12 protein-coding genes, 1 tRNA gene and 1 pseudogene are annotated in these 14,780 nt (G+C 66.4%); 6 read left to right on the top strand and 8 right to left on the bottom strand.

Features of this window, described 5'->3' with window-relative positions:
- Both CRP29_RS01485 and CRP29_RS01480 read left to right on the top strand, forming a co-directional pair.
- The gene (locus CRP29_RS01485) at positions 1-414 is read left to right on the top strand and encodes a VOC family protein (RefSeq protein ID WP_097193292.1); all 414 of its coding nucleotides are present in this window, start codon (positions 1-3) and stop codon (positions 412-414) included.
- Between the two features lie 114 nt (positions 415-528).
- A tRNA-Ala gene (locus tag CRP29_RS01480) sits at positions 529-601 on the top strand.
- A 200-nt stretch (positions 602-801) separates the two neighbouring features.
- Here the strand turns inward: CRP29_RS01480 and CRP29_RS23735 are convergent.
- From CRP29_RS23735 to CRP29_RS01460, 3 genes and pseudogenes are all read right to left on the bottom strand, one after another.
- Positions 802-1,827, bottom strand: a pseudogene (locus CRP29_RS23735) (tyrosine-type recombinase/integrase); the annotation flags it as partial.
- A gap of 74 nt (positions 1,828-1,901) precedes the next feature.
- Positions 1,902-2,144: a helix-turn-helix domain-containing protein gene (locus tag CRP29_RS01465; protein ID WP_097193291.1), complete on the bottom strand. Its 243-nt coding sequence runs from the start codon at positions 2,142-2,144 to the stop codon at positions 1,902-1,904.
- A 176-nt stretch (positions 2,145-2,320) separates the two neighbouring features.
- Positions 2,321-2,488, bottom strand: coding sequence for a hypothetical protein (locus CRP29_RS01460; RefSeq protein ID WP_245852267.1), 168 nt, complete (start codon positions 2,486-2,488; stop codon positions 2,321-2,323).
- A gap of 697 nt (positions 2,489-3,185) precedes the next feature.
- On the opposite strand from CRP29_RS01460, the gene darT reads away from it, so the two are divergent.
- The 4 genes from darT (at position 3,186) to CRP29_RS23485 (ending at position 5,614) form a co-directional block, all read left to right on the top strand.
- A complete protein-coding gene (gene darT / locus CRP29_RS01455) occupies positions 3,186-3,809 on the top strand; it encodes a type II toxin-antitoxin system toxin DNA ADP-ribosyl transferase DarT (RefSeq protein WP_176522784.1) in 624 nt (207 codons plus the stop codon).
- A 13-nt stretch (positions 3,810-3,822) separates the two neighbouring features.
- On the top strand, positions 3,823-4,863 hold the full coding sequence (darG, locus tag CRP29_RS01450; RefSeq protein ID WP_097193288.1) for a type II toxin-antitoxin system antitoxin DNA ADP-ribosyl glycohydrolase DarG: 1,041 nt from the start codon (positions 3,823-3,825) through the stop codon (positions 4,861-4,863).
- Between the two features lie 329 nt (positions 4,864-5,192).
- Entirely contained in the window at positions 5,193-5,489 is a 297-nt protein-coding gene (locus CRP29_RS01445; RefSeq protein ID WP_217991416.1) for an SRPBCC family protein, read from the top strand.
- On the top strand, positions 5,486-5,614 hold the full coding sequence (locus tag CRP29_RS23485; RefSeq protein ID WP_281256751.1) for an SRPBCC family protein: 129 nt from the start codon (positions 5,486-5,488) through the stop codon (positions 5,612-5,614). The genes CRP29_RS01445 and CRP29_RS23485 overlap by 4 nt, the downstream gene beginning before the upstream one ends.
- Positions 5,615-5,694: 80 nt before the next feature.
- On the opposite strand, the gene CRP29_RS22530 is transcribed toward CRP29_RS23485, so the two are convergent.
- The 5 genes from CRP29_RS22530 to CRP29_RS01425 all read right to left on the bottom strand — a co-directional run bounded on the left by CRP29_RS22530 (position 5,695) and on the right by CRP29_RS01425 (position 14,299).
- Positions 5,695-5,853 carry a hypothetical protein gene (locus tag CRP29_RS22530; RefSeq protein ID WP_176522783.1) on the bottom strand — a complete coding sequence of 53 codons (159 nt, stop codon included), beginning with the start codon at positions 5,851-5,853 and terminating at the stop codon, positions 5,695-5,697.
- A gap of 71 nt (positions 5,854-5,924) precedes the next feature.
- Entirely contained in the window at positions 5,925-9,767 is a 3,843-nt protein-coding gene (locus CRP29_RS01440) for a hypothetical protein (RefSeq protein WP_097193287.1), read from the bottom strand.
- A gap of 292 nt (positions 9,768-10,059) precedes the next feature.
- Entirely contained in the window at positions 10,060-11,004 is a 945-nt protein-coding gene (locus CRP29_RS01435; RefSeq protein ID WP_097193286.1) for an AbiTii domain-containing protein, read from the bottom strand.
- A gap of 212 nt (positions 11,005-11,216) precedes the next feature.
- On the bottom strand, positions 11,217-12,035 hold the full coding sequence (locus CRP29_RS01430) for a DUF5677 domain-containing protein (protein ID WP_097193285.1): 819 nt from the start codon (positions 12,033-12,035) through the stop codon (positions 11,217-11,219).
- Between the two features lie 35 nt (positions 12,036-12,070).
- Positions 12,071-14,299, bottom strand: a complete 2,229-nt coding sequence (locus CRP29_RS01425; RefSeq protein ID WP_141437024.1) for a hypothetical protein — start codon at positions 14,297-14,299, stop codon at positions 12,071-12,073.
- Positions 14,300-14,780: the final 481 nt, after the last annotated feature.

Here is a 14,780-nt window from a genome sequence, read left to right as displayed (position 1 = left end):
ATGCTCACCTCGATCACCATCACGCAGATCTACGTCCCCGACCAGGACCAGGCGCTCGACTTCTACGTCGGCAAGCTCGGGTTCGAGGTCACCAACGACATGGACTTCGGCCCGATGCGCTGGCTGACGGTCGCCCTGCCGGGTGCGCCCGATCGCGCGGTCCTGCTGGAGAAGCCCGGTCCGCCCTCGATGAGCGAGGAGACCGCCGCCGAGGTGCGGGCCGCGATCAGCAAGGGCGTCGCCGGCGGCCACCTCTTCTTCGCCTGCGACGACGCCTCCCGGACCCACGCCGAGCTGAAGGCTGCGGGCGTGGAGATCACCGAGGACCCGGTCGACCAGCCCTATGGCATCGACTTCGGCCTGCGCGACCCGTTCGGCAACCACATCCGCATCGCGCAGATGAAGGGCGCCTGATCCGGCGGTGCGACTCGCCCGCTGGTCGGTGCCGCGCCGCCACCCCTGCGCGGGCACACGCCGTCAGCCCTGTACAGTTACCCCCGGCTCGGGCGCACCACTCCGGGTCGGTACGGGGCTGTGGCGCAGCTGGTAGCGCACCACACTGGCAGTGTGGGGGTCAGGGGTTCGAGTCCCCTCAGCTCCACCCGAATGACCAGGCCGTTCCCCCTCCGGGGAGCGGCCTGAGTCGTCTCTGGTTGCAGTTGTGGTTGCAGTTCGCCTGCCCTTACCTGGCAGCAGCAGGGCGCCCATGCGGTCGGCAGCCTCGCGTGCCAGGGCCGGCATGACGTGGCTGTAGATGTCCATCGTCGTGCGCATCTGGCTGTGGCCGAGCAGCTCCATGACGACCCGCGGGTGGACGTTCTCGCCGAGCAGCAGGGTGGCGGCGGTATGCCGACCGTCGTGCAGACGGACGTGGCGGACGCCAGCGGTCTGGAGCAGCCGGGTCCAGTCGTCGTAGTCGGCCTTCTTGTCGATCGGCCGGCCGTTCGGCTGGGCGAAGACCAGGTCCTCGTCGTGCCACTCGGAGCCGGCCAGCATCTGCTCGCCGAGCTGTGCGGCCTTGTGCCGGTGCAGCTCGTCGACGAGAGGCATCGGCAGGGCGAGCGTGCGCTGGCTGCGGCGGGTCTTGGGCTCCTCGTAGATCAGTCCGCCGCCGCGGACTCGGTGGATGCTCCGCCGGACCGTCAGCGTGCCCGTGAGCAGGTCGATGTCCTTCCACTGCAGGGCCAGTGCCTCGGACTGCCGAAGGCCGAGGGCGAGAGCGACGGTCCAGCGGGCGGAGTTGCGGACGCCGGCCGCGGCGTACAGCACGGCGCGGGCCTCGCCAAGGTCGAGGGCGGTGGCGATGTCGCTCTGCTTCTGAGCCGGTGGATCGACGAGCCCGGCCACGTTGCGGGCGACGTGGCCCCGTTGCATGGCGACGGTGAGCGCTCGGGACAGGATGCGGTGATGGCGCAGCACGGTCGCGGGGGAGTAGCCGGCGTCGAGGAGCGCGGTGTAGAGCTGGTCGAGGTGCTCCGGCCGCAGCCTGTCGAGGCGGTGCCGTCCGAGTCCGGGGATCAGGTGCTTGCGGACGGCGGACTCGTAGCTCTCCAGGGTCCGCTGCCGCACCCGGCGCGGGGCGATGGTGGTGAGCCAGTGCTCCAGCCAGTCGGCGACGGTCGGGGTAGAGACGGCGTTGATGGTGCCCGCATCACGCTTGCGTTCCAGGTCGCGGACCTTGGCCACGACCACGGCCCGGGTCTTGCCGGTGACGTGCCGGCGGTCGGGCTTACCGGTGAGGGTGAAGCCGACGGAGACGTAGCCGTGCCAGCGCCCCTCGGCGTCCTGATAGATCGTCGACTCACCGTTCGACGCGCGTCCCGCCATCCGCTACCCCTCGGCGCTCTTCAGGAGGCTGAGTGTCCTGGGGCGCTGAGATAAGGGCCAGACGCGCTGTGGATTCACGCGGCATCAGGGGAGGGATGCGGACGGAGCGGGGCAGCCTCGAGCCGGCGGACGTAGCGGTCGAGCTCTGCCTGGGAGATCCGGCAGCTGCGGCCGATGTGCACAGGGCGCAGATCTCCGCTCTTCATGAGCGCGTACACGGTCGTGCGACCGACGCGCAGAACACTCGCCGCCTCTTCGGGCGTGAGAAGCAGACGGTCGGCGGCCATGACGTCCCGGAGCGGCTCAGGATCACCCATGTCGACATCTCCCGAATTAGTCGCGTGCTAGGCGGAGGCTTGCGCACGACGGTGGGGGAGCGGCCTGCCGAACATCTCCAGTCCTCAGCGAGTGCCGCGGCCGAGTACTGGCCGCGGCCGACTGGAGACTCCCGCGTCGGCCTCCTGCCGACTGGAGACTTCCTGGAGCTTCGGGTTCAGCGCACGTCGAAGGCGCCGGTGAGGCGCGCGCGTCTCCGGTAGGCCTCCAGTACGGGCTGGAGTGCCCGCGCCAGTGCGGGAAGGTCGCGGTCGTAGACCCGCCCGTCGTTCAGCTGGTCGGCGAGCTCGCCGAGCAGCCGCGGCCAGTCGCGGCGGCTGGGCACGAGAGGAACCTGGACCTCTACGCGACGCTCGACGAGCTTCACGGCGGACCGGCCGGAGGCAGCGGCCCTGGCCTGCTCCCACGCCCGGTGCCGGCAGGTGGCCGAGCACCACTTCGGGATCGGCCCCCGACTTCCGGGCGTGATGGGCCCACCGCACCACCCGCAGGCCGTCGCCGCGGTTCTCCGTTCGGGACCGTGCACGTCCGCTGCGCCCGGGTCTGAGGGACTCTTCGGCGTCGTCCGCTGGGCTTGCTGACGCCGTTGCCGCTCTCGGTCCCGCCGCCGCGATCGGTCGTCGGGGCTGCCGCTGGTTCCCATGCCGTCAGGCTCCGGACAAGTCTCCAGGGAACCCGTCACCACCCGTCGGCAGACCCCGGGTGCATGAGCTTGGTCCAGTTGATCTTGACTGCTCTCCGGTAGGAGAAGGGCGGCGGGCATCACTCGGTACCGTGGCCATGTCGGAAGTCAGCCCGTAGGAGCAGTCAGTGGGTCCTTGTCCCCTCAGAGCTTCCTCGGGGAACGGTCCGATCCCGGGGCCTCGACTGTCAATGACTGCGGCCAGACCAGCCCTCTGCGGCCTGTTCATTCGGCGTATGAGCCGGCGACGGCCGTCGCGCGGAGGTGGCCGTAGACCTCGAGCGGGCTAGAACTGTCGGTCGCCGGACCTAGGGTCTCGGCAGCGGAAGGAGGGGGTACGGTGCCGACGCGGATCTTCCACATCACACATGTCGAGAACCTGGCCAGCATCGCTGAGCACGGACTGCTCAGCGACAACGCGGTCATGGACGCCGGTCTGGGCCATCAGAGCATTGCGCACATGGGGATCAAGCAGCGTCGCGCTGAGACTCCCGTGCCCTGCGCGCCGGGAGGGACGCTCGCGGACTACGTGCCCTTCTACTTCGCTCCTAGGTCGCCGATGCTGTACACGATCAACCAGGGCAACGTTGGCACCGTGTCCGACGGGCAGAGCGGCATCGTGCATCTCGTTCTGCGGGCTGAGGACCTCATGGCCGACCAGGAGTGTGTCTTCACCGACGGGCACGCGATCATGGACTTCACCAACTTCTTCAACGACGTGACGGACCTGTCCCAACTCGATTGGGAGTGCATCGAGACTCGCCAGTGGGGGTCTTACTACGACCCGACTGACGAGACGAAGCGCAAGAAGCAGTCGGAGTTCTTGGCGCTCCACAGTGTGCCCTGGGAACGCGTTCGGGGCATCGCCACCCCCACGACGGCATGCTCCGCCCTAGTGCAGAAAGCGCTGGAGGGCGTGGCACATCAACCGTCTGTCGCGGTTAAGCGAGACTGGTACTACTGATGAGGATATCGTCGTGATCGAGCCGGGAACTGGCAACCTGCTGGCTTCGGACGCTGAGGCCCTGGTCAACACTGTCAATACCGTCGGTGTTATGGGCAAGGGTATTGCCCTGCAGTTCAAGAACGCTTACCCGGAGAACTATAAGGCCTACGTCGCTGCCTGCAAGCGAGGCGAGGTTGTGCCGGGACGGATGTTCGTCCACGAGACGGGTGTCTTGGGCGGCTCGGCGCGCTTCATTATCAACTTTCCTACCAAGCGGCATTGGAAGGGAAAGTCGCGCCTCGAAGACATCGAGAGCGGACTTGAGGACCTTGTTCGGGCACTTGTCGATTACAAAATTGAGTCCGTTGCGATCCCTCCGCTCGGCTGTGGCAACGGCGGGCTGGACTGGCACGTGGTCGAGCCCATGATCCGTGAGGCCCTCGCGCAGGTGCCGGAAGTCCGCGTCTTCCTCCATGCTCCTGACGGCACACCCGCTAACGACGAGATGCTTATCGCCACAAAGCCCCCCGCTTTGACAGACCGCCGAGCTGCGATGATCGCAGTGTTAGGTCAGTACCTGGTGCCTGATTACCGACTGACTTCCATCGAGGCGCAGAAGTTGGCGTACTTCTTGCAGGCCTCGGGCTTCGGCATGAAGTTGAACTTCGTCAAGCACCAGTTCGGTCCCTACGCCGACAACCTGAACCACGCGCTGCAAGCTCTAGAAGGTCATTACCTGCGAGGTTACGGAGACCGCAACAGTCAGATGGCGCTGCACCTCCTTCCCGAGGCGGCCGAGCGTGCGGCTGAACACCTGAGTAGCGATGCGACGGCAGCCGCCGCCGTGCGGTCCGTTGCTGAGATCGTTCGTGGCTACGAGACTCCGTACGGCCTGGAACTGCTCGCCACAACGCACTGGGCCGTCCGCGACCTCGGGACGAGCGACGTTGAGGCCGTCGTGCGGTACGTCCAGGAGTGGACCCCGAGGAAGGGTCAGATCTTCACTAAGGCCCACATCACGAAGGCGCTCAAGCGACTACATGCGACCGGATTGATCGAAGCCGAAGGCTGAACCGTGAAAGTGAACCAGTGGTCCTGACGCCGCGTCGACACGCCGCCAGGCTTACCGCGCAGCGGTCGATGAGGACCGCACCAGCGTGTTCTCGGGCGGCCGCGCTATGCGTGGCGACGATGGCGCGGGCAATCTGGGCGTCGCGGATGCCTGCCACCTGCCGGTATAGGCACTCGGCGACGGAGAGGATGGGCGGACGAGGGGCGGGGTGATGCGTCTGCTTGTTGCTTGCCTATCCGTCACAACGAGTCCCTCTACCTCAGATGCAAGACGTGTGTGGCACTTGATCTTGGTCCATCTCCAGTAGCGATGAGGAGCAGGATGGGCCGGTGGAGGAGGGCACCAGGATCGACGTCGAGGCCCCGGTCGAGCAGGTCTGGGAGGTGCTGCGCGAGGTCGAGCGGTGGCCGGAGTGGGCGGCGACGGTGACCTCGGTTCGATGCCTGGACGATGGACCGCTCGCCGTCGGGTCCCGGGTCCGGGTGGAGCAGCCCCGGATCCCCCCGACCGAGTACGTGGTCACCGAACTCGAGCCGAGCCGCTCATTCACCTGGATGGCCACCGGCCCGGGCGTCCGCACTACCGCTCGGCACCTGCTCGAGACCTCGGCACTCGCACGCGCGTGACGCTGGCGGTGGAACAGGCCGGGCCCGTGGGCGTGGTGATGGGACGGTTCTACCGCCGCCTCACTGCTCGCTATCTGACCGCCGAGGCCGAGGGGATCAAGGCCAGGAGCGAACGACAGGTGTGAAGTCCGGCCATGCGCGAGTCAGCCGAGGTGGCTGGGGACCGTCCCTGAGGGCGGCCAATCCGAAAATCCCGCAACCTCGGTCACGCCGCGGGGTTGAGGGTGACTGAGTAGCCGAGGGGCTGGAGCTCGCGGATGTGGTGCCGGGCCTTGCGCTCGGGGTTGTTGCGGGTGGCGTAGTAGCCCGGGCTGAGGTCGATGAACTGTGCGTCGGTGCCTGAGAGCAGCGCCCAAATGATCACCAGGATCGAGCGGCCGATCGCGACGATGGCCCCGCATCGTGCCTGTCCACTCGCTTTCAGTTGTTTCGTGTTCAGCGTCGCAACTGGCGTTGCGCACTCCCGTCCTGTCGCCGGGCATCAGCTTCGCAGGACTTCACGATGAGGTCCAGCAGCATCCCGGTGCGGGGCCATTGGTCGCGAACCCGATCCGCCCACGTGCGGTACTTCTCCGCAAGTTTCCGCTCCTGGCGGCCGCCGTCGTAGACCCCACGAACCGTCACACCACGCTGGTTCATTCTCGCGATCGCGAGCTGTTCTTCCAGCCTCGAGTCCTGCTCGCGTTCGAGGACTGTCCTCACGGCGAGGGACGGCCAAACCCCGTCTTCATCGGTCGTACGACCGGCGAGAGCGTCGCCGATGGCCAGTGATGCGATGCCAGTGCGGTTGCGCTCCGCGAGTTCTTCCCGGACGCGGCGGACCCATGCGTGCATCAGATCGGGGTCCGGTGAACCCCCGTAGCGCGCGCCCGGGAGCGGCTCACGCCAATCCTGCATGAGCTGCCAGCACGCGTCGCTGAACTGATACTCGTCCTCCGGCACATCGCCCGCGGCGACCTCTTCGTCGGTGGGCGGGTCGGGCTGGTACATGTGGCTGACCACCTCGGCGAAGAACTCCGGGTCATCCGCCAGCCTCTGATGAAGCGCCCGGGGCAAACGTTCGTTGGCGAGCAGCGGCAGGTAGAACCACTCCAGGGTCGTGAGGTCGTCGGTCCCGACGCCGGCCTCCTCGAGCTGGTCGAGCAGCCGACCGATGATGTATTCGGCTGACGTGAGCACCTGCGGGCTCTCGGCCGTTCTGCGAGTGAGCGGCGCACTGAGGGTTTTCAGTACGAGTTCGCTCGACGGCGGCTCGTCCTGCCGCAACCCCACAGCGTCGATGGCGCTGAAGGGCCTGTCCGCCGCGATGAGCCCTTCCGTGAACCGCTCGACCGCCGCACGCGCCCCGCAGACCGGGTCGACCTGACTCCAGTACAGCTGTCTCTGGTCCTCAGTGAAGGTGTCCACGAGGTCCAGGACGTCATCTGTGGCGTCGAGAATGAGCAGAAGCCGTCCAGCCTGGTTGGGTCGCTTACGCACAGTCTCGTCGAGCCAGTCGCGGGACTGCGCACGGACCCAGATGAGCCCGTAGGCGACTTCCCTGATCTTGGGGTCCTCGCTGTCCAGGAAGGCCAGGACCGTTTCGTCTAGGTCGGTGGTCGCATGGGCGACGGCGTTGCCGACGCTGCGGGGGTGCTCGACGTCGTGGGCGAGTCGACTGATGGCGTCTACGCCCTCGCCGAGGAGCTCCGTAACGGCTTCAACGCGGCGGCGCTGCAGCTCTTGGCGTCCCTCTTCGGTGGCCATGTCGACTTCCTTGGGCCACCAGCTGAAGAGCGTGCTGTTCTGCTCGACCACGGCGCCGTGCGCGTCGAGGAACGCGTCGAGTTCAGCGATGCCGTCGGCGTCCATCGACCATGCCGCTTCGGGAAATCGGCGGTGTCGGTCGGCGATCTGGTGGACCGTCTTGGTGATCTCGGCCCGCACGGCTGAGTCGATGGCCTCCCAATTCTGGGTGAGGGCGTTGACGACCTTGGCGCGACCTTGCGGCGTGATGCGACCGATGAGGTCCGCCAGGGTCGTCCATCGGCTGGCGTCACCGCCGTCCGCAGTGTCCTGCAGAAGCCGCTCGGTGATGCCATCGACGGCATCGACCATCTCGGGGTATGTCGAGTGGTGCCGCGGCGTTGGCCATTCCCGGTAGCGGGGTCCGCTGCGGAGGATCATGCCTGCGGTGCTGGCCTTGACGAGCTTGCTCATCATGCGGACCGCCACAGCCTGGGAGGTGCGACGGACGCTGTCGATCACGGGCAGACGGTTCGTGGCGTCGATAGCCCCCTGCGGTATGCGCAGGTGAAGGATCGCGACCAGCGAGTCCAGGGGGCGGTTCATCAGCCGTCCGCCGGGGTCCAAGTCGGTCAGTCTGGCCAGAACGGTGGTGACTCGCGCGACGTGCGCGGGTGAGAACGCCAGCGTCTCGAGAGCCCACAGCAGCGGAGAATGGTGACTCCGCTGCTGTCCGAACCCGTCGTCGGTCTCATTGAAGAGCGCCATGACGGCCGGGCCGGGCTGGCGCAGTGATTTCTCCACCGCGTCGAGGAAGACGTCGGGAGCGGCCTCGGCGAGGAGCGGGAGCCGGCCGCTCAGGGTGAGCCAGCGGTTGGCGTCCGCGTCGTCGAGCAGGTCTCGGACGACACGACTGGCCACGGTCGACCCGGTCAGCTCTCCGCCGATTCGTCGGTCGCCAGCGATGGAGCCGAGTGCGGCGAGAGTTGCCGCGACTCCCTCGCGAAGGGTGCCCGAGTAACGGCGCCGCGGTCGGTCCGGGTCGATGGAGAATGCGATCCGCTCCTTACCCACGAGATGGAGCGCCGGGTCGATCTCAGTGAGGACCGGGACGGCTTGTTGCATGAATAGTTCGAGGTCTTCGGCAGCCAGGTTGCCGCCGATGGCATCCCACGCGTCGACGATGTCGACGAACGTCCACTGCTTGTCGAGTTCCGACAGGGGCGGGTCGTCACCGGAAGTAAGCGGCGTGAGGTCTCGGGCTAGGGAGCGCCAGGTCCTGCGCTCGGTGAGCGCGAGTACGACGTCTAGGTCGCCTTCCGCGTTGGTATTCCAACCACCTGCGAGCAGGAGGGTCGCCAGCAGGGAGGCCGACGGTCCGGAGGCCCATTCCGGAACGCGATGGCGGCGGTGCCTCGCGATGCGACGACGCAGCGACCGCAGGTTGCGCCGGGACGCACCGGCGAACTCGTCAGCCAGGCGGAAGTCGACTCCGGCGTTAGTCCATGCAGTGCGGGCAGCGTCGATTCCGAGCGGGGTCAGGAGGTCGGGTTCGTTTCCGTCCCGCGCGACACGCGGCAGAACGACGTGGTGGCCGGCGCCGACTGCCTCCTGCACCGAGTCGGGGTAGAACAGCGGGACCAGGAGTTGCGGCTGCTCGTGCAGGCTCCACCGTCGCCAGGCGTCCTCGTTCTCGATTACCACTGTGCGTGCCAGCACAGCCTCGAGTTCGTAACGCTCGTGTGCGCGGTTGAGCGTGATCGCTGACCCCTCGAAGTCCTCGAACGCATCGACCTCATCTACTGGCGGGGCCGCGCCAGCGTCCTCGCGCAGGGCCTCCGGGTCGGGTCCCGGGCCTAGCGTCAGAGTGGCAGCAAGGAAAGCGACGACTTCCTCGACGCTGGCGGCGCATCGTTCGATCGCGGTGGGCTGCCCGTCCAGATCGTTGAGCAGGGCGACGGCGTCGTCGCGGCGGCCCGCGAGCAGCAGCGCTGCCGGAGTCTCGGGAGCGGTGAGCGATGACCATCGCGTGAACCAGCGCTCCAGGCTGACCAGCCCGGTCGGGCGGTACAGGTGCTCAGCCAGCCACTCGTGCACGCCCGGGCATGTGCTAAGCCAGGTGGCGAGGTCCTCAGCTTCGATGACGCGGATCTGCTTCCAGCCGTCGCGGAGTTCGGTGACTTCCTCCACCCAGCTGGCGGCGTCGGGCCACGAGCGGCTGGTGACGAACACGAAGGTCTTAGTCGTGCGCGCGTCCGCGGGAGTCTGACTCGTCCGCTTGTTGTAGTCGTCGCTGGCCTTCCCCTTCGGGTTGGCGTTGGTGCTCGCTTCCCAGACCGACTTGCCGCTCGGTACGAACGGCCCCACGTCGCCGGTGACGGTCAGGATGCCGTCCAAGCCTGGCCTAGCGATTCCTTCGTCGGCAGGGAAGACGATCCGCGCCGGCTGTGCCGTTGCCATGATGAGTTGACGAACAACGGCAGGCAGCTCGCCCTGCGCCGACCTCCGCCCTGACCACTGGTTGAGGTCAGTGCCCGTGAGTCTGATGCTCATCTGGAGTCCCTAGAGTCCTGGCTAGACGCGAGACAGCTGGTGCGACGAGACCAACCTAATCTGCGCGCACGACGGCCAAAGGGCTCTTGAGGTGGGGCTCGCTCAGGTGGCTCCCTGATGGTCGGTTCCGCTCCCGCCCAGCCCCGGGTAGGCGAGCCGGTCAGCGCTCGTCGCGCGGGGCTGCGGCTAGGACGCGCACGACCGTCACCGGACGGAATCGGGTTGCGGGGACGTCCTGTCATGTCACCGTCCGCACGATCGCGTGACGACATTGTTGTAAAGCGCAACGCACCTAGCCAAAGGCCCCGCTCATCGCCATCTCCATGAGCGCCGAGGCCGCTCCCTCGGTCGCGGCCATCATGGATGCCCCGCCGATCTTGGTTCCCAGGGAGCGCAGCCTTCCGACCTTCCTTACGACCTCGCCGGTTTCGGGCGTCTCCTTGGACAGCGCGACGCGGAGGTCGGCCACTGCCTCCAGGACCTCTGCCTGGTGCGCCTCTTCAACTTCGCTCGCAACGGCTGCCTGGACGGCGTCGAGCAGCCGCAGGACGTCTTCAACGTTGAGCCCCTCGGCTTTCGCTTGGGCGTCGGTGCCAATCGCGACGGGACCGCTGGCAGCGTTGATCGTTGTGTTGTAGACGGTGCTCGCGCCGATGTGCTCGCTGACGGCGGCATCCACCTGACTCTTGGAGGGCAGTTCCGACATAGGGGTGTCGGCGGTGAGGTCCGCAATGATGTCGACCAACTGGGTCCGAATCTGGCCGAGCATGCCGGCCACCACTGAGCCCGTCATCGTGTAGGACAGACCGCTGACGCTCTGAAACGGACCGAGTTGGCGATTCCAGATCGTCTGAGCCATAGACAACCCCGGCGAACTGAAGGAAAGAGACTTCTGTCCCGCCATCTGCTCGAGTTCCTCAACTGGCTGCTTGAAGGACATCGTCTCGGGAACGTACTCCCATGCCTCTTGAGGTAGCTGGAATCGGCTGAGGGTCTGGCCGGTCGCCCAGGTGTTGCCGCTGATCGAGTTCATAGAGATCGGCACCCCCGAGAGGCGTCGGTACTCCGGCACCTCGTCCTCGTCGCCGTAGCCATTGAGTTCCTTGCGCGCCCAGTCTCGCAGCGTGACGGAGCCAGTCTCGGCGCCTAGCAGCAGGCACTTCCGTAGCAGCCCGGCCAGCGGTTCAGACTCGTCGAGCATTCGTTCGCGAAGCGAGCGGAGCAGGGTGTCGGTCACGGGCGACAGGCTAGGCCGTGCCGCCGACGGCTTATGGCTTCTCGCGGTTCCTGGTGAACTGTCCCCTGCCGGAAGCTGCAACGCGCCCCGGGAGCCTGAGGCGACCAGGTTCTCCAGTGCCTGGCGTCGCTGCAAGGTCTCGTAGCGGTGGGTTGGCTGGGTAGGGCGTGCCTGGAGGAGGTCATAGGGACAGCGATGCAGGCCACCTCGACTTACGTCCGCGGACGCCGGCCAGCCTCGTACTCGTCGAGGAACTTCTGGCGCTTGGCTTCTGCGGACAGTTCGAGCATTGCGGCGGTTCCCGTTTCTCGAGCGACGCTCCGGAGGTAGTGCCGGTCAGGGCTTTCGCTGCTGACGCTGTCAAGTGCGGACCAAGCCCACACCAGTGCCAGGACGATAAGCCAGGTCCAAGTCGCTTCCGCCCCGTCGAGCGCAGCGCGGTGACGGAGACTTACGGCCCTCGTGCGCTCGTCGGTGTCGGTGTAGGCGTCGATGAGGGACGTACTCGGATGGGAGAGCCCCGACAGGAATCGGAAGAAGGTGTAGAGCACCGTGCCGCTGTCAAAGTCGTTCAGCATCCGCTCGAAGCGACGGGCCTGTTCGTCGAGCTCACCCTTCGACGGCACGTCCTCCTGCAGCCGCTCGATGATCTCAGCGCTCATGCCGACCCAGGCGGCCTGCATCATCGACGTGCCGAGGTTGAGCCGCTGACGGGCGCCGTCGTGCAGGAAGCTCGGCAGCGCCTTCGGGCCGCGCTGAGCTAGCCATTGGGCCCGAAGGGAGCATTCGAGCATCGCCCGAACGACGGGTGCCAGCTCGATGCCTTCCCCGTGGTCGATGAGCGGCCGTATCCGCGCTGCTTGCGCGTAGACGTGGGCCGTCAACCCCCATAAGGCGGCCCCATGGGCGGGTCCCTGGCCAGGCCGGAGTCGTAGCGTGGGCTCGGTTGTGCTGCGTTCGGCCCAGCGGCGGAGCAACCGGTCCACGCGTATGAGGCTGGCCGGCTGGCCGAGATCGAGGTCTGCTGCCACAGCCGAATTGTCTCGCCGAGAAGCAGACGTGTCCCTTAGCGCTCGCGCTGGAGCAGCACGTGCACGAAGGTCAGGTCGGGGTCGGTCTCACGCACGACGACGGTCAAGCGCCCGTCGGCGCCAAGACCAATGACCAACCAGTTGGGGCGGTCGAGCTCTGCGATCTTCTGGTCCGCGTATGCGGTGAGGAGCTGGGACAAGGTGCGCCCGGCGTAGCGGTGGTCAACCCATAGGGTAATTCCGTAGGGCCCGAGAGCTTGCGATGCGTTGGACCAGCCAACCTCGCGCGCGCGAGCGCTCGTGTGAGTCAGGGAACGCGCGACTTGTTGGCGACTCTCGTCATTGCCGTTCAACAGCATCACCCCTGCAGTCAGCCAGTGCGGCGGGCGATCGACTTCCAGGCGAGCGATAAGTGCGCCAAGTTCGACCGGCATCGGCTGCGTCGGCTTCGGGATCTCGTGCGACGTTAGTCCCTCTCGCGAGAAGTACCACGAGTCGATGGCTTCCGTGTAGCTGTTCAATCGCACTACGTCGGCCGGTTCGGACCCCTCGAAGAACGAATCGAAGAATAGCCCGTCAAAAATGTAGTTTCCTACCCAATCCAGCTCATCGTGCGCCTCGATTCGCCCCTCTCGTTCCAGCCGTTGTCGTCGCGTGAGGAAGTGGACGAGCTGCGTTCCGGATAACAAGTCGGTCGTGGCCATGAGGTCCGCTAATGAGAGCACCCACGGGACTTGGTCGACGGTCGGTACCGCGACAAGATGGCGCAGCTTATGAGTCTCTGTGGACCACACGGTGATGTCGTCGAGAGATACGACCACTTCGATCTGTAACCGAGCTGACAAGGCTGCGTCCTGCGCGGCGCCGAATCCGAGTTGCGCCGGCGTCTCATCCGCAAGCGCGTCGCTGAGACGAGAGTGCTGGTGCATGGCATCGCTCACTACCGCTGTGACGTCCTCCACCATGGATGGCGCGCCGCGTCGGGCAGGCGCCGAGATGCGACCCGCCTTCGCCTGGATCCGCAGGGTCAAGTCATCACAGTGCACCAGCCCGTCAACATCGCTCGAGTCGGCCGAGCCGCTCCACGGGATCCCGACCCACCGGAGGGAGCCGGGTAACGCTGCCTGCAGGCGCTGAGTGGCGGTCTCCTCCACCCATCGGCCGCGGTGGGCCTCGTACCTGTTCCACAACGCCTGGTCGCGATCGCGTATCGCGTCCTCCATACGTGGGCGCAACGCTTCTGCGAGGGCGGAAGGCACTGGGGCGAGGTAGCCAGTGTCCAGCCTCAGCAGCGGCAGCCTAGTCAACGGGTGGCCGCCGGTCGGCGCATGGTGAAACCGCTCGACGTACTCCGAGGGCGGACAGTGGAACAGGTCTAGCCAGGCGGCGCACGCCTGTACCGACACGCCAGCCGCATCTGCCAGAGCTTCCGCAGTGAGCAGGGCCAGGGACACGGGTTGGCGGTAAGCCTCACTGAATACGGTCTCGCGCAGCCATGCCTTCTGTTGGGTCGGCGTCAAGGCCGCGAGCGCCGGTGGGAGGCCGCGCTTCCGCCTCAACCGGTTCAGATCCCGCTCAGCGTCGCGGTAGCGGTCCGTTGCGGCGTTTAGTCTTGGTCGAAGGCGAGGCTCAATCACAGCCGGGATGGCATTCAGCAAGGACCACGCCTCGTTTGCAGTGAAGCCTAGAATCCGCCGACAGTCTGTGTCGAAAGGTGTAAACAGCCCGTCCAGAGTAAACCGAGTGTGTTCGGTGAAGGCAGTTCCACGCACGCTCAACGCCTGGCTCATCGCTTGTAGTCGGTACATCTCGAACTCAGACGACGCGCCCTGCCGCCTCGCGGCCTCAACACTTCTCAGGACGAGCAGTTCCTTTGTGTCCTCAAAGAGCTGGCGTACAAGGTGTAGCGCCTCGCCGACCACTAGCAGGAGGCCTTCAGAAGCAGGCTCGGTTGGCGTCGGCGTTGGCGTTGGCTGGTCTAGGAGCGGCAAAACTTGTACCGCCAGGAATTCGATGTGCGCCGCGGACCGATCGTCCTCGCTTTCGCGATAGGTATCTGGATCCTTGTGCAGGTAGGTCAGACTTGCCAAAGCGAGACAGTCGGCCGGGCCCGCCTGCACGAGCACCTCCCGTAGGCGCGCTAGCCGCTGCTCCTGTTGAGCTCTAAGGGCAGGGATGCGGGCTACCGATTCGGTCACGAAGCGGTCGTGAGCGTCCTCGTCCGCGGTTGTCTGCATGAAGATGAACCGACCATGGCGCTCCATCACTCCCCCTGGAAACACGACCGACTCGTGTTCCTGGACCCGCGGAGCGCGCGATCCCTTCCTGTTCTGGCCCTTCCTTCGTTTCGACACAAGCCACAGTGTCCCGATCGGCACCGACGATTTGGGAGGGGCGTCGGTCTGTCCAGGAGGCGCCCCAACCCTCCGTTGGCCGGGGCGCGGCGCTGCCGAGCCTGCTGATGCGTGTGCCGTCGTCGAGGACAGAGGAACGACGCTGACGGTGGGCGAAGCCATGCTTCCGCTGGTTGCAGTTCTGGTTGCAGTTGGCCGCGTTCACGGTCATTCGTAGTCGTGTGCAACCGTACTTCTCCGCTGGTCAACCCGCTTACGGAACGGCGGCGAACCGCCACGAACGCGATCATGACGGCCTGGCAGTGTGGGGGTCAGGGGTTCGAGTCCCCTCAGCTCCACCCGTACGACACAGGCCGTTCTCCTCCGGGGGAACGGCCTGAGTCGTCTCTGG

Origin of the sequence: Blastococcus aggregatus, assembly GCF_900221005.1 — a bacterium.
GTDB classification, from domain to species: Bacteria; Actinomycetota; Actinomycetes; order Mycobacteriales; family Geodermatophilaceae; genus Blastococcus; species Blastococcus aggregatus.
This window is presented reverse-complemented; position numbering and strand designations above follow the sequence as displayed.